Genomic DNA, 16,623 nt, shown 5'->3' on the forward strand with positions numbered 1-16,623 from the left:
AGGAATTACCGCAGACTTTCTCCACTCACAGGACAAAGACCGGCTGCGGCGCGACGGAGCAGGGAGGACCGGTCACCTCTCCCGCTCGTGGTACGTCTTGCGGGTGTGCTCCGTGTGGGCCCGCATGACCTCGGTGGCCCGCCGTTCGTCGCGGGCGGTGATGGCGGCGATGAGGTCGCGGTGCTCGATCCAGGACTGGCGGCCGCGCTGCCGGGCGACCGGGGTGTAGTACCAGCGCACCCGGCGGTCGACCTGGGCGGCCAGTTCGGCGAGGACCGTGTTGCCGGCCAGTTCCATCACCTTGCCGTGGAAGCGGGCGTTCGTCGCGACCGCGCCGTCCACGTCGTCGGCGGCGACCGCGCGCTCGCCCTCCGCGCACAGCTCTTCGAGGGCGGCGACGCCGTCGGAGCCCGCGTGGGCGGCGGCCAGCCGGGCCGCCTCGGCCTCCAGGAGCGTGCGCACCGTGAGGAGCTGGTCGGCCTCCTCCTCCGTGGGCTCGTGCACGAACGCGCCCTGGGCGGGCCGCAGATCGACCCAGCCCTCGGTGTTCAGCCGCTGGAGCGCCTCCCGCACGGGCTGGCGGGAGACTCCGAGATGGCCGGCGAGTTCGCTCTCGACAAGGTGCTGTCCGGGCTGGAGGGCGCGGGTGGTGATGAGCTCCAGGAGCGCCTCGTAGACGCGGTCGCGCAGCGGTCCCGGGCGTTCGAGCTTGGGTACCGCCCCCTGCGGCAGGCCTGTCGACAACATCTCGGTCCCCCTCCTGGGCGGCCACGGGAGCGGCAGCCGGGAAGCCAGTATGAATTGTCTTTCGTCTACAGTCTACGGCGCACAATGGCCAGGACGGCGGGGCGTAGGACGCGTCACACCCCGCCGCCGGCCCACCGCACCGACGTACCGTTCGCGCACGTCACGGCCGCGTACGCCGTCCAGGGAAGGCGTCCTCCGCGCCCGTCACGGGCAGCGCACTACCTGCCCCGCGTACGACAGGTTGCCGCCGAAGCCGAAGAGCAGGACCGGGTCGCCCGAGCCGATGGCGCCCTGTTCGACCAGCTTGGAGAAGGCGAGCGGGATGCTGGCCGCGGACGTGTTCCCCGATTCGACGACGTCACGCGCGACGACCGCGTTGACGGCGCCGAGCTTGACGGCGAGCGGTTCGATGATCCGCAGGTTCGCCTGGTGCAGCACCACTCCGGCGAGTTCGGCGGGGGTCAGGCCCGCGCGTTCGCACGCCTTGCGGGCGATGGCCGGGAGCTGGGTGGTGGCCCAGCGGTAGACGCTCTGGCCCTCCTGCGCGAACCGGGGCGGCGTGCCCTCGATCCGTACCGCGTGGCCCATCTCGGGCACCGATCCCCACAGCACCGGGCCGATGCCCGGCTCGCTGCCGGGCGGGGCCGCCTCGACCACGGCGGCGCCCGCGCCGTCCCCCACCAGGACGCAGGTGGTGCGGTCCGTCCAGTCCGTGACCTCGGACATCTTGTCGGCGCCGATGACGAGCGCCCTGGTCGCGGCGCCGGCCCGGACGGCGTGGTCGGCGGTGGCGAGCGCGTGCGTGAAGCCCGCGCAGACCACGTTGACGTCCATCGCCGCCGGGGACGGGATGCCGAGCCGGGCGGCGACGCGGGCCGCCATGTTCGGGGAGCGGTCGACGGCCGTGGAGGTGGCGACCAGCACCAGGTCGATGTCGCCGGGCGTCAGGCCCGCCGCGGCCAGCGCCTTGGCGGCGGCGTGCGCGGCGAGTTCGTCGACCGGTTCGTCGGGGCCCGCGATGTGACGTGTGCGGATGCCCACCCGGGACGTGATCCACTCGTCGCTGGTGTCGACCAGGCCCGCCAGGTCCTCGTTGGTGAGCACCTTGGCGGGCTGATAGTGGCCGACGGCGGCGATCCGTGAGCCGTTCATGGGTGGTCCCCTTTGTTGCTCGGTTAACGGGATCCACCAGTCTGAACAGTGACTCACGGGTACGACGGCAGGTGATGCCACAGGAAACGGGCGCCAGGCTTGTCGGCTTCCGGCAGACCCTAGGACGCCCGAACGATCTTCCTGTGTCCATCCGAACGGTCACCCCGGGTCGCCCCGTGTCACCCCGTGAACAGTTGCGTCGCCTTCTGCACGAGTTCGTACAGCCCGTAGCAGAGCGGGGCGCCCACCCAGACCCAGGAGAGGACGATCAGCCCGCGGCGGTCGGGCGGACTCTGGCTGCTGTCACTCGACATCGGCGGCCTCCTTCGCGGCGGCGGGAGCGGGTACGTGGTGACGGGCGTGGACCGGCCGCACGAACTCGTTGGCGACGAAGCCGACGACGAGCAGGCCGATCATGATCAGGAACGACAGGCCGTACAGCGACGAGCCGTGCTTGCCCGCCTCCTCCTGCCGGTCGGCGATCCAGTTGACGATCAGCGGGCCGAGGACTCCGGCGGTCGACCAGGCGGTGAGCAGCCGGCCGTGGATGGCGCCGACCTGGTAGGTGCCGAAGAGGTCCTTCAGGTACGCCGGGATGGTGGCGAAGCCGCCGCCGTAGAAGGACAGGATGACCAGCGCGCAGAGCACGAACAGCGGCTTCGAGGAGTCGCCGAACCACGCGATGAGCGCGTACATCAGCGCGCCCACGCCGAGGTAGACGCGGTAGATGTTCTTGCGTCCGATCAGGTCGGAGGTGGACGACCAGCCGATGCGGCCCGCCATGTTGGCGGCCGAGAGCAGCGCCACGAAGCCCGCCGCCGCGGAGACGGACACGGGGGTGGAGCTGTCGGCGAAGAAGTCCGTGATCATCGGGGCGGCCTTCTCCAGAATGCCGATGCCCGCGGTCACGTTCATGCAGAGCACGAGCCACAGACACCAGAACTGTGGAGTGCGGATCGCGCTGTTCGCCGAGACCTGGACGCCCTCGACATTGCTCGGCCCGGACGCGACCGGCTTCTCGGCGCGCGGCACTCGCACCAGCAGGACGCCGAGCGACATGAAGACCGCGTACACCAGGCCGTGCACGAGGAACGCCGCCGCGATGCCGGAGGAGTCCTCGCCGAACGACTTCAGCATCTGCGTGGACCAGGGCGAGGCGATCAGCGCGCCGCCGCCGAAGCCCATGATGGCGATGCCGGTGGCCATGCCGGGCCGGTCCGGGAACCACTTGATCAGGGTGGAGACGGGCGAGATGTAGCCGATGCCGAGGCCGATGCCGCCCACGAAGCCGTAGCCGAGGACGATCAGCCAGTACTGCTCGGTGGCGGCGCCCAGCGCGGAGAGCAGGAAGCCGGAGGAGAAGCAGATCAGGGCGACGGTCATCGCCCAGCGCGGTCCGTTGCGCTCGACGAGCGTGCCGCCGAACGCGGCGGACAGGCCGAGCATGACGATGCCGAGCTGGAAGGGCAGCGCGCTCTGGGTGCCGCTGAGGCCGAGCGCGGATTCGAGCGGGGGTTTGAACACGCTCCAGGCATAGGCCTGGCCGATGGAGAGGTGGACCGACAGGGCCGCGGGCGGGACGAGCCAGCGGCTCCAGCCGGGCGGTGCGATGGGGGGACTCATGATCCCGAACGATAGAAAGCGGCCGCACAGTTGGGAAGGCGTTCGGGGCGATTTTGTCGACCGTATGCGGTGAGCGGTATCCACGGTGCGGTGAACGGCACCCCGGCCGGACCGGCCCGACCGCGGTGAACGGCACCCCGCACGGCCCGGCCCGGCCTCACCGTGTCAGCTCCTGCGCAAAGCCTTGCTGGCCCAACTTCCATACTGTACACAATATTTCGTCGACAGAGTTTCGGCAGTTCCTCGGTACCCTCGACCGAACGGAGCTTCCCCGTGAAAGTCGCAGTCCTCGGCGCCGGTGCGATCGGCGCCTATGTCGGCGCCGCGCTCCACCGTGCGGGCGCCGACGTGCATCTCGTCGCCCGTGGACCGCATCTCGCGGCCATGAGGCAGCACGGAGTCCGGGTGCTCAGCCCGCGCGGTGACTTCACCGCACGCGCCCACGCCACGGACGACCCCTCCGACATCGGCCCGGCCGACTTCGTCTTCCTGGGTCTGAAGGCCAACTCGTACGCTACGTGCGGGCCGCTGATCGAGCCGCTGCTGTACGACGGCACGGCGGTGGTGGCCGCCCAGAACGGCATTCCCTGGTGGTACTTCCACCGCCACGGCGGCCCGTACGACGGCCACCGCCTGGAGAGCGTGGACCCGGACGGCGCGGTCAGTGCGGTGCTCGCGCCCGGACGGGCCGTCGGCTGCGTCGTCTACGCCGCCACCGAACTCGCGGGACCGGGCGTCGTCCGGCACCTGGAAGGCACCCGGTTCTCCGTCGGCGAGCCGGACCGTACGGTGTCGGCGCGCTGTTCCGCGTTCAGCGAGGCCATGCGGGCGGGCGGCCTGAAGTGCCCCGTCGAGCCCGATCTGCGCAACGACATCTGGCTCAAGCTGCTCGGCAACATCTCCTTCAACCCGATCAGCGCGCTGGCCCGCGCCACCATGCGGCAGATGTGCCTGCACGGCGGCACCCGCAGGGTCATCGAGATCATGATGGCCGAGACGCTCGCGGTCGCCGAGGCGCTCGGCTGCGAGGTCGGCGTCTCCATCGAACGGCGCCTGGCCGGCGCCGAACGCGTCGGCGACCACCGCACCTCCACCCTCCAGGACCTGGAGCGCGGCAAGCCGCTCGAACTCGACGTGCTGCTCGCGGCCGTCGTCGAACTCGCGGAGATCACCGGCGTCCCGGTGCCCACGCTCCGCACCGTGCACGCCATCTCGGACCTGCTCGCCCTGCGCACCGCCGCATGAGGAGTCCCATGAGGAAACGTCAGCGTCAGGCGAAGACCTACACCCGGCTCACCCACCCCCTGGTCCGTGACTCCCGCGACGAGCCGTTCCGGCGCGCCACCTGGGAGGAGGCGCTGGAGCGCACCGCCCGCGGGCTCGGCGGCGCGCGCGGCGCGTTCGGCATGTTCTCCTGCGCCCGGGCGACCAACGAGATGAACTACGTGGCGCAGAAGTTCGCCCGCGTCGTCATGGGCACCAACAACGTCGACTCCTGCAACCGCACCTGTCACGCGCCCAGCGTCGCCGGACTGTCGGCGGCCTTCGGCTCCGGCGGCGGCACCTCCTCGTACGAGGAGGTCGAGCACACCGACCTGATCGTGATGTGGGGCTCCAACGCCCGCTTCGCGCACCCGATCTTCTTCCAGCACGTGCTGAAGGGCATCAGGAACGGCGCCCGGATGTACGCGGTCGACCCGCGCCGGACGTCGACGGCCGAGTGGGCGGAGGGCTGGCTCGGCCTGAACGTCGGCACCGACATCCCGATGGCACACGCGATCGGCCGCGAGATCATCCACGCGGGCCTCGCCAACGAGGCGTTCATCGAGCGCGCGACCAGCGGTTTCGATGAGTACAGGGCGCTGGTCGAGCCGTGGACCCTCTCCCTCGCCGAGAAGGTGACGGGCGTCCCGGCGGCGGCGATACGGGAGCTGGCGCACGCCTACGCCCGCGCCGAGCGCGCCCAGCTCTGCTGGACGCTGGGCATCACCGAGCACCACAACGGCACCGACAACGTCCGGGCGCTGATCAACCTGTCGCTGCTCACCGGGCACGTCGGCCGCTACGGCTCCGGCTGCCAGCCGCTGCGCGGGCAGAACAACGTGCAGGGCGGCGGCGACATGGGCGCCATCCCCAACCGGCTCCCCGGCTTCCAGGACATCCTCGATCCAAAGACACGCCTGAAGTTCGAGTCCGCGTGGGACACCGTCATCCAGCCGCACTACGGGCTGAACCTGACGGAGATGTTCGAGGCGATGGAGGACCGCTCACTGCGGGCGGTGTACTGCATCGGCGAGAACCCGGCGCAGTCGGAGGCCGACACCGAACAGGCGGTGCGGCGTCTGGAGAGCCTGGACTTCCTGGTCGTGCAGGACATCTTCCTGACCAGGACGGCCGAGCTGGCGCACGTGGTGCTGCCCGCGACCGCCGGGTGGGCGGAGACCGACGGCACCACCACCAACAGCGAGCGCCGGGTGCAGCGGGTCCGCGCCGCCGTCACCCCGCCCGGCGAGGCCCGCGAGGACATCGACATCATCTGCGAACTGGCCGCCCGGCTCGGCCACGACTGGAAGTACGCGGACGCCGAGGCCGTCTGGAACGAGCTGCGGTCGGTGTCCCCGGACCACTACGGGATGACGTACGCGCGGCTGGAGGAACACCAGGGCATCCAGTGGCCCTGCCCGGAGACCGAGCGGCTCGAACCGTCCTACCTGCATGGGCGGTTGTGGGCGGACGACCCGGCGGCGCGCGGCAGGCCCGCGCCGTTCGGGCTCGTCCAGCACGATCCGCCGGTCGACCTCACCGACGAGGAGTACCCGGTCAGGCTGACCACGGGGCGGCGGCTCGACTCGTACAACACCGGGGTGCAGAGCGGCGGTTTCGCCTCGCCGCTGCGGCGCGGGGAGTACGTCGAGCTGTGCCCGGAGGACGCCGAGCGCTACGGCGTCGTGGTCGGCGAGCTGGTGCGGGTGTCCTCGCGGCGCGGCACGGTTCAGGCGCCGGTGTGGGTCGACCCGGCGCTGCGGCCGGGCCTCGCCTTCATGACCATGCACTTCCCCGACGAGGTGGACACCAACGCGCTGACGATCGAGGAGAACTGCCCGATCGCGGGGACGGCGGAGTTCAAGGCGTCGGCGATCCGGATCGAGAAGCTGCCCGTCGCGAACGTCGTGAGGAGCTGAGGCGGGACATGGACCTGCGTTTCGGTGACAGCAAGCCGACGGACGAGGAGCGGGCCGCCGTCGACGCGCTGCTCGGTCCTGCGGAGTCGGCGTGGGAGGGCGCCGACGACCGCACCGACACCGACCTCAGGTGGGCCCGCGGCGGGCGCGCGGCACGGGACCGCCGCGACCTGCTGCTGCCGGGGCTGCACGCGGTCAACGACCGGGTGGGCTGGATCAGCGAGGGCGCCCTCGACTACCTGTGCCGGCGGCTGACGGTGCCGCCCGCGGAGGCGTACGGGGTCGCGACGTTCTACTCGATGTTCTCGGTGCGGCCGCGGCCCGCGACGGTGCTGCACGTCTGCACCGACCTGGCGTGCGCGTCGGCGGGCGCGGCCCCGCTGTGCGCGGGCGTCGAGTCGCGGCTCGGTCCGGGCAGCGGCGTGAGCGTCGAGCGCAGCCCGTGTCTCGGCCTGTGCGAGCGGGCCCCGGCCGCGCTCGCCGTCCGGGCGGGCGATCCGGTGCGTACGGCGGTGGCGGCGCCCGCCACCGCCGAGGGCGCGGTGCTCGCGGCGAGCGCGCCCGACTCGGCGCCCGCGGAGCCGCCGCCCGCCGCGGCGGTGCCGCAGGCGGGCCGGGCCGGCCTGGTCCTGCTGCGCAGGATCGGCGTGGCCGACCCGGCGAGTCTGGACGACTACCGGGCGCACGGCGGGTACGCGGCCCTGCGCCGGGCCTTCGCGCTGGGCCCCGCCGGGGTGATCCGCGAGGTCACCGAGTCGGGCCTGGTCGGGCGTGGCGGCGCCGCCTTCCCCACCGGCCGCAAATGGCAGGCCACCGCGTCCCAGCCCGACCGTCCGCACCACCTGGTGTGCAACGCCGACGAATCCGAGCCCGGCACCTTCAAGGACCGGGTGCTGATGGAGGGCGACCCGTACGCGCTGGTCGAGGCGATGACCGTCGCCGGGTACGCGGTCGGCGCGCGCAAGGGTTACGTCTATCTGCGCGGTGAGTATCCGCGCGCCCTGCGCCGCCTGGAGCACGCCGTCGCCCAGGCACGCGCGCGCGGGCTGCTCGGCGAGGACGTGCTCGGGCAGGGGTACGCCTTCGACATCGAGATCCGGCGGGGCGCGGGCGCGTACATCTGCGGGGAGGAGACCGCGCTGTTCAACTCCATCGAGGGCTACCGGGGCGAGCCGCGCTCGAAGCCGCCCTTCCCCGTGGAGAAGGGCCTGTTCGGCAGACCCACCGCCGAGAACAACGTCGAGACGCTGGTCAACGTCCTGCCGATCCTCACCATGGGCGCCCAGGCGTACGCCGCGATCGGCACGGAGAAGTCCACCGGCCCGAAGCTGTTCTGCGTCTCGGGCAGCGTCGCGCGGCCCGGCGTGTACGAGCTGCCGTTCGGGGCGACGCTGGGCGAGCTGCTCGAGCTGGCCGGGGTGGCGCGCGAGCGGCTGCGGGCGGTGCTGCTCGGCGGCGCGGCCGGCGGTTTCGTACGCCCCGACGAGCTGGACGTGCCGCTCACCTTCGAAGGCACGCGGGAGGCCGGTACGACGCTCGGCTCCGGCGTGGTCATGGCCTTCGACGACACCGTGCCGCTGCCCCGCGTACTGCTGCGCATCGCGGAGTTCTTCCGCGACGAGTCCTGCGGGCAGTGCGTGCCCTGCCGGGTCGGCACCGTCCGCCAGGAGGAGGCGCTGCGCCGGATCGCCGAGCGGACGGGCGCCGACGCCGCTTCCGACATCGCCCTGCTGCGCGAGGTGGGCCGGGCCATGCGGGACGCCTCGATCTGCGGTCTCGGGCAGACCGCGTGGAACGCCGTGGAATCCGCCATCGACCGTCTGGGGGCGTACGAATGACCGCGATACCGCTCGGCGTGCCCCGCAGGCTCGTCGCGTTCACGCTGGACGGGCAGGAGGCCAGGGTCCCGGAGGGTGCGACGATCCTGGACGCCTGCCGGGCCGCGGGCACGGACGTGCCGACGCTCTGCCACGGCGACACCCTCACCCCGAAGAACGCCTGCCGGGTCTGCGTGGTGGAGGTGGCGGGCTCGCGCGCCCTGGTCCCCGCCTGCTCCCGCCGGGCCGAACCCGGCATGGACGTCCGCACGGACACCGAGCGTGCCCGGCACAGCCGCAAGGTGGTCCTCGAACTGCTCGCCTCCTCGGTCGACCTGTCGACCACCCCCCAGGTCGCCGGGTGGCTGAAGGAGTACGAGGCGAAGCCGGACCGCTTCGGCCCCGGCGCGGCCCGCCTGAACGAGTCGCCGAAGATCGACAACGACCTGTACGTCCGCGACTACGACAAGTGCATCCTCTGCTACAAGTGTGTCGACGCCTGCGGCGACCAGTGGCAGAACACCTTCGCCATCGCGGTCGCCGGACGCGGCTTCGACGCCCGGATCGCCGTGGAACAGGACGCGCCCCTGACCGACTCGGCGTGCGTGTACTGCGGCAACTGCATCGAGGTCTGCCCGACCGGCGCCCTGTCCTTCAAGTCGGAGTTCGACATGCGGGCGGCGGGTACGTGGGACGAGTCGGCGCAGACCGAGACGACCACGGTGTGCGCCTACTGCGGAGTGGGCTGCAACCTTACGCTGCATGTACAGGACAACGAGATCGTCAAGGTCACCTCGCCGCACGACAACCCGGTGACCCATGGCAACCTCTGTATCAAGGGCCGTTTCGGCTACCAGCACGTACAGAACCGGGACTGATCAGGCATGGGACGAGTCACGGAACGACGCAAAGTGATCCGCATCCGGGACGGGGCGGTCTCCACCCGCCCGGACACGCTCGTCGCCGAGGAACCACTGGAGATCCGCCTCAACGGCAAGCCCCTCGCGATCACCATGCGCACTCCGGGTGACGACTTCGCGCTCGCGGCGGGCTTCCTGGTCAGCGAGGGGGTGCTCGGCGGCGCCGACGACCTGCGCAACATCGTGTACTGCGCGGGCGCCCTGGTGGACGGCTCGAACACGTACAACATCGTGGACGTGCAGACCGCCCCCGGTGTGGTGATCCCGGACATCACGCTGGAACGCAATGTGTACACGACGTCCTCGTGCGGCCTGTGCGGCAAGGCCAGCCTGGACGCGGTCCGTACGACGGCCCGCTGGGCGATCGACGACACCCGCGGCGGCACCACTCCCCCGGTGCGGCTGGAACCCGGACTGCTCGCGAGCCTCCCCGACCGGTTGCGGGCGGCCCAGCGGGTCTTCGACCGGACCGGGGGCCTGCACGCGGCGGCCCTGTTCAGCGAGGACGGCGAGCTGCTCGACGTCCGGGAGGACGTGGGCCGGCACAACGCGGTGGACAAACTGGTCGGCCGGGCGCTGCAAAGCGGTGCGCTGCCGCTGTCCAGGACCGTGCTGCTGGTCTCCGGGCGGGCCTCCTTCGAGCTGGCGCAGAAGGCGGTGATGGCGGGCATCCCGATGCTGGCGGCGGTCTCGGCACCGTCGTCCCTCGCGGTGGACCTCGCCGCCGAGACCGGGCTGACCCTGGTGGGCTTCCTGCGGGGCGCCTCCATGAACGTGTACGCGGGCGAACACCGCGTCGCCCTGCGGGCCGCGGCCGCCCAGGGCTGACCGGCTCCCCGCTGCACGGCGGCGGGGCCCCGACCGGCGGGGAGCGCCCCCTGCGCCGTAGGGGCTCCGCCTCGAAGGGACCCGGCCGCGGTGGTCAGCGGGGGGCGAGGCGCACCCGGGCGGACGGGAGGACCGTGCCCAGGCGCGGGAAGTTCAGCCGGACCGCGGCCTCGTGCTCGGGCGCCGTCAGGGCGGCCATGGCGTCCTCGGCGAAGAACAGGTCGTAGCCGAGGTCACCGGCGGCACGGGCGGTCGACTCGACGCCGAGGTTGGTGGCGATGCCGCCGAAGAGGAGCGCGGTGACACCGCGCTCGCGCAGCCGCTCGTCCAGACCGGTGCCCTGGAAACCGCCGATCGTCCGCTTCACCACTTCGATGTCGCCGTCCGCGGCGAGCCCGCCGGCCAGTGCGCTGCCGGGCGGCTGCTCGGGAACGCCGGGCCGCTCGACCCGGATGAGGACGACCGGGGCGCCCGCCGCCCGGAAGGACGCGGCGAGTCCGGCGCAGACCTCCAGGACGTCGGTGCCCTTGCGGGGCTCCAGCGGCAGTCCGACGATGCGGTCCATCAGGTCCACGAGCACCAGGGCGGTGCGCGCGGGGTCGAGGGCGGGCGGGTGATCGGTATCGGGTGCGGTCATGACGGAACGTTAGCCCGCGTCAGCCGTCAGTACCGGAAATCCGGATCAACAGCTTCGTGAACCGCTCGCGTTCGGCCGCCGACAGCGGGGCCGCAGAGCGTCGTCGGCGATCAAACCCGCTGACCCGGCCAAGACCGGCCCGGGTGGCGGGCCCCGGCTCCGCAGACGGCGCGGGCGCACGCGGCCGTCGAGTCCCGGAGCGACCTGGGCAAGGTCGTACTGATGTCGTGACCTGCGGCCGCGGGACGGGGCGCACGACGCGGCGGGCGCCGGAGCACCATGGCCTGACACTGCGTCACCACCCGTCCGGTGCAGTCCACGCCCGCACGCACACCCCCCTGGCGCACGGCTCGTTACTCCGGATGAGTTCGACCCGGGCCGTCCCGTGCGGCGGCCCGTCGTCCAGGTAGGAGGCAATTACTTGGATGCCGGCACCACCTTGCTCGGCTCGTTACTGGCCTGCGCGGGCGTGCTGGGCGCGGCCCTCGCGGCGTACTTGGGGAAGCGGGGCGAGAACGCGTTGAACGGCTACTCGAGCCTCACCGAGAAGCTCCAGTCCGAGCGCGACCGGCTGGAGCGGCAGATCGCCGAGCGGGACTCGCGCATCGACGAGCTGTCCCTGCGGCACACCGCCGACCAGTCGGAGATCGCCCGGCTGCGGCTCGACATCCACCGACTCGGAGGTGCGCCGTGACCCGGTTCGAGCGGCTGCTCGCCCCACGCTGGCGCAGCGTCTTCCTGATCTGCGTGCTCATCGCGCTCTCCGGGGTCGCCGTGATCCTGTGGGCGCGCATCGACGCGGGCGACCGCAGGGCCGACCAGATGCGCGCGGAGGCCGACCGCAGGGGCCGCGCGGTCTCGACGCTGGCACAGGACGTACGGGACCTGCGGGCCCAGGTCAGGGCCGACGGCGGTACGCCCGCGGCCCCCGACCCCGCTGTCGCGGTCGACGGTCTCCCCGACCGGGTGCGGGTGCCGGCGGCGCCGCCCGGCGAGCGGGGGGCGAAGGGCGACAAGGGGGCCACCGGCGCGGGCGGCGCGCCGGGCACCGCGGGGGAACGCGGCACCTCGGGCGAGCGCGGGGAGCGCGGTCCTTCGGGGCCGCCGGGGTCCGACGGTTCGCCGGGGCCGTCGGGCGGGCCGGGCACGGACGGTGCGGCCGGGCCCGCGGGCGGCGACGGCTCGGAGGGCGCCCCGGGCGCCGCCGGCCCCCGGGGCGAGAAGGGCGACAGAGGGGAGAAGGGCGAGAGGGGCGACCCCGGGCCCAGGGGCGAGCCGGGGCCCGCCTGCCCGGACGGCTACACGCTCCAGGTGCCGGCCGCCGACCCGGACGCACTGGTGTGCCGCAAGGCGGGCGGCGGCCCCGCTCCCGGGGCGGTGCCGCCGGTCCTGCCGCTGCTGCCGGTCCTGTCCGTGCTGCCCGTGCTCACGCCGCGGCGACGGCGGCGGCGCGCCGCCGTGGCGACATCCGCTGCACGGTTCTTGTGAGGTACCTGACAGGCAAGTAGCGTCTGTGCGGCGAACGTTGGACGTGGGATGTCCAAATGTTCTGACGACGTTGTCCAGTCGACGAAGGGCAGGTCGCACATGCCGTCGAAGCTCCGCGCACGTCTGAGATCCACCCTGACCGCCGTGCTCACCACCGCCGCGCTGCTGGCGCTCCCCGCCCCGGCGGGCGCCAAACCGGCCACGGACACCGGCGAGTTCGCCCAGCAGGTGCTCTTCAAGGCCTCGCAGGACCCCGGCTACGCCTGCTTCCGCATCCCGGCCGTCGTACGCACGACCCACGGCACCCTGCTGGCCTTCGCCGAGGGGCGTGTCCTGAACTGCGGCGACGCCGCCGACATCGACATCGTGGTCAAGCGCTCCACCGACGGCGGCCGCACCTGGGGCCCGCTCCAGGTCGTCAACGAGGGCGGCGGCGACACCCACGGCAACCCGGCGCCGATCGTGGACCGCGAGACCGGCCGCATCGTGCTCGCCGAGACGTGGAACCCGGGCCGTACGGATGCCTCGGGCTGCTCGGTGCCCTGCGCGCGCACCCCGCACCTCCAGTACAGCGACGACGACGGTCTGACCTGGTCGCAGCCGCGCGATCTGAGCGACCAGATCCTGCCCGCGGAGTGGAACTCCTGGTACGCGACCGGACCCTTGCACGGCATCCAGCTCACCCGCGGCAAGCACGCCGGGCGGCTCGTCTTCGGCGTGAACACCGAGACCTGGAACGGCAGCCGGATCAGCGCCAACCACGCCGCCCTGATCACCAGCGACGACGGCGGCGACCACTGGGAGATCGGCGCCACGGACACCTGGCCGACAGCGGACGACGGCACCTTCCGGCAGAAGCCGTCCGAGATGGCGATCGCGGAACGCGCCGACGGATCGATCCTGGTCAGCGGGCGCGAACAGGACGGCACCGACCTCGGCCACCGCGACCAGGCCGTCAGCCGCGACGGCGGCGACAGCTTCACCGCCCCCTTCCACGCGCTGCCCGGCCTCTACACCCCGCAGGTCCAGGGCTCCCTGCTTCGGCTCGGCGACCGGCTGCTGCTCGCCGCCCCCGGCGACCCCGACCGCCGCCGCACGATGATGATCCGGTCCTCCTGGGACGGCGGCCGCACCTGGGACAGCGTGGACCGGGGCACGGTCGTCACCACGGACTGGTCCGGCTACTCGGACCTGGTGCGCGCCGGCGGCGACGCGGTGGGCCTGCTGTACGAGGGCGGCGCGGTCGACGCGCGTGACGAGATCCGCTTCGCCCGGTTCACCGAGGACTGGCTCGTGCCGCGCCGCGGCCCCGACCCGACGACCGCCGACCGCGCCCCGGGCGCCCGGCGGGCCGCCGTGCTCGGCGGCGCGGCGGAGACCGACGGGGTCTTCGGCGGCGCGCTCTCCTTCGACGGCACCGACGACGCCGTACGCCTGCCGTTCCGGGAGGGGCAGCGGCTCGGGGACGGCGACTTCACGGCGTCGCTGTGGTTCCGGTACACGGCCACCAGCGGCGAGCAGCCGATGCTGTGGATGGGCGGGGTCGGCTCCTCGCAGCCGCAGGTGTGGATGCGCGGCGAACCCGCGTCGGGCCGGCTCCAGGCGCTGATGACGACGCGCGAGGGCGCCACCGCGCCACGGACCGCCTCGGTGCGCAGCGTCGGTGCCTACAACGACGGCCAGTGGCACCACTTCGCGCTGCGCCGCGGCGGCGGGAAACTGACGCTGTCCGTCGACGGCACGGCGTTCGAGACCGCGGACGTGCCGGGGTCGGTGAGCCGCAATTCGCCGTTCGGTGTGCACGTCGGCCAGAAGATGGACAGCCGGGCGTTCTTCACCGGCGCGCTCGACGACGTCCGGGTCTACGACCGGGCGCTCAGCGACGAGGAGTTGGCCGGTGTGCGCGCCGGGGACGCCCCCGAGCGCCGGGACACGGTCGTGTGGCTGCCCATGGACCGGGTGAGCGGGGGCCACTAACGTCCCGTGCGTGCCCGACGACGCACGCGTACGACAGCGCACGAGGGCGGCGCTCGGGGTCCTGCTGGCCCTCGTCTGCGCCGCCGTGTTCCTCACCGTCCTCCCGGACGACCGGGAGGACGGCGGCGCGTGCCCGGCCCGTACGGTCGCCTCCTGGGCGGCCGATCCGGGGCTCACGGCCGAGTTCGCGCGGTACGGGGACGACGCGGCGCGCAGCGACGACTGGACGGGCGGCGACGGCACGCACTCGGTGCGGCTGCCGGACGGCCGGGTGCTGTGGCTGTTCTCGGACACCTATCTGGGCCGGGTGTACGGGCCGCCCAATCCGGTGGGCGAGTCCTACGCCTGGCGGGACACCTCGGCACCGCTGGTGCGCAACTCCGCCGTGGTGATGTCGGCGTCGGGCCACCTGGAACGCACCCTGGCCGCGCCGCTCTTCCCCGACCCGGGCGCGGACCGGTGGCGGTGGCCGGTGGCGGCCCGGGTGGAGCGGCGCTCCCCCGGCTCCGCCGAGCGGGTCGTCCGGGTCCTGCTGTGGACCCGGACGGCGGGCGAGGCACCGTGGATCTACGGGGTGCCGACGGCCACCGAGGTCGCCACGCTGTCGCTGCCGGACCTGCGGCTCGACGGGATCGGTACCGTCCTGGACCAGCGGTCCGTGCCGGACGTCTCCCGGCGGGTGCTGTTCGGCACCTCGGCGCTGGACGCGGGCGAGTGGACGTACGTCTTCGGCGGCGACGACCGGCAGGCCGTGAAACACCCCGTCTCACGGGCGTACGTGGCGCGGGTGCCGCACGGCACGCTCGCCGAGCCGGGCGCCTGGGAGTACTGGGACGGAAAGCGGTGGGCGGCGCGGGCCCGCCCGGCGCCGGTGCTCGGGGACGGGCGGCGCACCGGCGTGGGCAGCGCGTTCAGCGTGGTGCGCGAGGGCGGCACGTACGTCCTGTTCACGATGGCGGCCGGGGCCGGGGGGCTGACGTCGGTCACGTCCTACTGGGCGTGCGCGCCGACCGGCCCCTGGCACGGTCCCGCCCGGAGCTTCAGCCCGCCGCTGCCCGGCGGCGGCGGGGTCGCCGCGTACAACCCGCAGGCGCATCCGACGCTGAGCGGCGGCGGCCGGCTGGTGCTCAGTTACGACGTGAACTGGCTGACCGCGTCGGGGGCCGCCGCGCAGGCGCGCCTCAGTCGGAACGTGTCCCTGTACCGACCGAGATTCGTGACGCTACGGCTGGGGCGGGGCCGCTGACCGGCTCCGGGTCGCGGGAGCGGCGCTTGGCGATGACCGCGCACACCATGAGCTGCATCTGGTGGAAGAGCATCAGCGGCAGCACGGCGAGCGAGGCGTGCGCGCCGAACAGCACGCTGGCCATCGGCAGCCCGGACGCCAGGGACTTCTTCGAACCGGCGAACTGGATGGCGACCCGGTCGGCCCGGCCGAAGCGCAGCGCCTTGGCGCCGTACCAGGTGAGCAGCAGCATCACGGCGAGCAGTACGGCCTCGACGGCCAGCAGCGCGGCCAGCCGTACGGCGCTGACCTGGTGCCAGATGCCCTGCACCATGCCCTCGCTGAACGCGGTGTAGACGACGAGCAGGATCGAGCCGCGGTCGACGTAGCCGACGATCCGCTTGTGCCGGGCGATGAAGCCGCCGACCCAGCGGCGCAGCAGCTGTCCGGCGACGAACGGGACGAGGAGCTGGAGCACGATCTTGACCAGTGAGTCGGCGGAGAACCCGCCGCCGCTGTTGCCGAGCAGGGCCGCCGCGAGCAGCGGGGTGATCACGATCCCGGCGAGCGAGGAGAAGGAGCCGGCGCAGATCGCGGCGGGCACGTTGCCGCGCGCGATGGAGGTGAACGCGATCGACGACTGGATGGTCGACGGGACCAGGGTCAGGAACAGCAGCCCCTGGTAGAGCGGGTGGGTCAGGAGCACCGGGACCAGACCGCGGGCGGCGAGTCCGAGCAGCGGGAAGACGACGAAGGTGCAGGCGAGGACGGTGACGTGGAGCCGCCAGTGCCGCAGCCCGTCCATCGCCTCCCGGGTGGACAGGCGCGCCCCGTACAGGAAGAAGAGGAAGGCGATGGCGGCGGTGGAGGCGCCCGAGGCGACGTCGGCGGCCGTGTCCCGCGCGGGCAGCAGGGCCGCGAGCCCCACCGTCCCGAGCAACAGCAGGATGTAGGGGTCTATCGGCATCCAACTCGGCCATTGCAGGCGTTTCACGGTGCTCCACTGCTTCGGTGCGGCGGGGTCCGG

General features: G+C 72.8%; 15 protein-coding genes. 9 read left to right on the plus strand and 6 right to left on the minus strand.

The features are described from left to right. Positions 1 to 72 precede the first annotated feature (72 nt). The 4 genes from ACFV6E_RS02110 to ACFV6E_RS02125 all read right to left on the minus strand — a co-directional run bounded on the left by ACFV6E_RS02110 (position 73) and on the right by ACFV6E_RS02125 (position 3,522). Positions 73 to 747: a GntR family transcriptional regulator gene (locus ACFV6E_RS02110; RefSeq protein ID WP_385166584.1), complete on the minus strand. Its 675-nt coding sequence runs from the start codon at positions 745 to 747 to the stop codon at positions 73 to 75. A gap of 204 nt (positions 748 to 951) precedes the next feature. Further along, entirely contained in the window at positions 952 to 1,899 is a 948-nt protein-coding gene (locus tag ACFV6E_RS02115) for a beta-ketoacyl-ACP synthase III (protein ID WP_385166586.1), read from the minus strand. Positions 1,900 to 2,078: 179 nt separating this feature from the next. Next, positions 2,079 to 2,213 (minus strand): hypothetical protein, encoded by a 135-nt coding sequence (locus ACFV6E_RS02120; RefSeq protein ID WP_385166588.1) that lies wholly within the window; start codon positions 2,211 to 2,213, stop codon positions 2,079 to 2,081. Further along, on the minus strand, positions 2,203 to 3,522 hold the full coding sequence (locus ACFV6E_RS02125) for an OFA family MFS transporter (protein ID WP_385166590.1): 1,320 nt from the start codon (positions 3,520 to 3,522) through the stop codon (positions 2,203 to 2,205). The genes ACFV6E_RS02120 and ACFV6E_RS02125 overlap by 11 nt, the downstream gene beginning before the upstream one ends. Before the next feature lie 273 nt (positions 3,523 to 3,795). On the opposite strand from ACFV6E_RS02125, the gene ACFV6E_RS02130 reads away from it, so the two are divergent. From ACFV6E_RS02130 to fdhD, 5 genes are read left to right on the plus strand one after another with little or no spacing between them, the layout of a single operon-like run. Further along, positions 3,796 to 4,767 (plus strand): 2-dehydropantoate 2-reductase, encoded by a 972-nt coding sequence (locus ACFV6E_RS02130; RefSeq protein ID WP_385166592.1) that lies wholly within the window; start codon positions 3,796 to 3,798, stop codon positions 4,765 to 4,767. 8 nt (positions 4,768 to 4,775) lie between these two features. Beyond that, the gene (locus ACFV6E_RS02135; protein WP_385166594.1) at positions 4,776 to 6,704 is read left to right on the plus strand and encodes a molybdopterin oxidoreductase family protein; all 1,929 of its coding nucleotides are present in this window, start codon (positions 4,776 to 4,778) and stop codon (positions 6,702 to 6,704) included. A gap of 8 nt (positions 6,705 to 6,712) precedes the next feature. Next, positions 6,713 to 8,542: an NAD(P)H-dependent oxidoreductase subunit E gene (locus ACFV6E_RS02140; protein ID WP_385166596.1), complete on the plus strand. Its 1,830-nt coding sequence runs from the start codon at positions 6,713 to 6,715 to the stop codon at positions 8,540 to 8,542. Continuing rightward, entirely contained in the window at positions 8,539 to 9,399 is an 861-nt protein-coding gene (locus ACFV6E_RS02145; protein WP_385166597.1) for a 2Fe-2S iron-sulfur cluster-binding protein, read from the plus strand. Before ACFV6E_RS02140 ends, ACFV6E_RS02145 begins: the two co-directional genes overlap by 4 nt. A 6-nt stretch (positions 9,400 to 9,405) precedes the next feature. Then, a complete protein-coding gene (gene fdhD / locus ACFV6E_RS02150) occupies positions 9,406 to 10,269 on the plus strand; it encodes a formate dehydrogenase accessory sulfurtransferase FdhD (protein ID WP_385166599.1) in 864 nt (287 codons plus the stop codon). A gap of 94 nt (positions 10,270 to 10,363) precedes the next feature. Here fdhD and ACFV6E_RS02155 read toward each other — a convergent pair whose 3' ends face one another. Next, a complete protein-coding gene (locus ACFV6E_RS02155; RefSeq protein WP_385458869.1) occupies positions 10,364 to 10,906 on the minus strand; it encodes an isochorismatase family protein in 543 nt (180 codons plus the stop codon). 421 nt (positions 10,907 to 11,327) lie between these two features. On the opposite strand from ACFV6E_RS02155, the gene ACFV6E_RS02160 reads away from it, so the two are divergent. The 4 genes from ACFV6E_RS02160 (at position 11,328) to ACFV6E_RS02175 (ending at position 15,617) form a co-directional block, all read left to right on the plus strand. Next, entirely contained in the window at positions 11,328 to 11,600 is a 273-nt protein-coding gene (locus ACFV6E_RS02160; protein ID WP_385166603.1) for a hypothetical protein, read from the plus strand. Continuing rightward, positions 11,597 to 12,394 (plus strand): collagen-like protein, encoded by a 798-nt coding sequence (locus ACFV6E_RS02165; protein WP_385166605.1) that lies wholly within the window; start codon positions 11,597 to 11,599, stop codon positions 12,392 to 12,394. Before ACFV6E_RS02160 ends, ACFV6E_RS02165 begins: the two co-directional genes overlap by 4 nt. Before the next feature lie 99 nt (positions 12,395 to 12,493). Continuing rightward, the gene (locus ACFV6E_RS02170; protein ID WP_385458871.1) at positions 12,494 to 14,371 is read left to right on the plus strand and encodes an exo-alpha-sialidase; all 1,878 of its coding nucleotides are present in this window, start codon (positions 12,494 to 12,496) and stop codon (positions 14,369 to 14,371) included. A 10-nt stretch (positions 14,372 to 14,381) separates the two neighbouring features. Continuing rightward, positions 14,382 to 15,617 carry a hypothetical protein gene (locus ACFV6E_RS02175; protein WP_385458873.1) on the plus strand — a complete coding sequence of 412 codons (1,236 nt, stop codon included), beginning with the start codon at positions 14,382 to 14,384 and terminating at the stop codon, positions 15,615 to 15,617. Here the strand turns inward: ACFV6E_RS02175 and ACFV6E_RS02180 are convergent. Next, the gene (locus tag ACFV6E_RS02180; RefSeq protein ID WP_385458940.1) at positions 15,553 to 16,563 is read right to left on the minus strand and encodes a bile acid:sodium symporter family protein; all 1,011 of its coding nucleotides are present in this window, start codon (positions 16,561 to 16,563) and stop codon (positions 15,553 to 15,555) included. The two genes, ACFV6E_RS02175 and ACFV6E_RS02180, sit on opposite strands and share 65 nt — an antisense overlap. Between the last annotated feature and the right edge of the window lie 60 nt (positions 16,564 to 16,623).

The organism is Streptomyces sp. NPDC059785, from assembly GCF_042732375.1.
GTDB lineage: Bacteria > Actinomycetota > Actinomycetes > Streptomycetales > Streptomycetaceae > Streptomyces.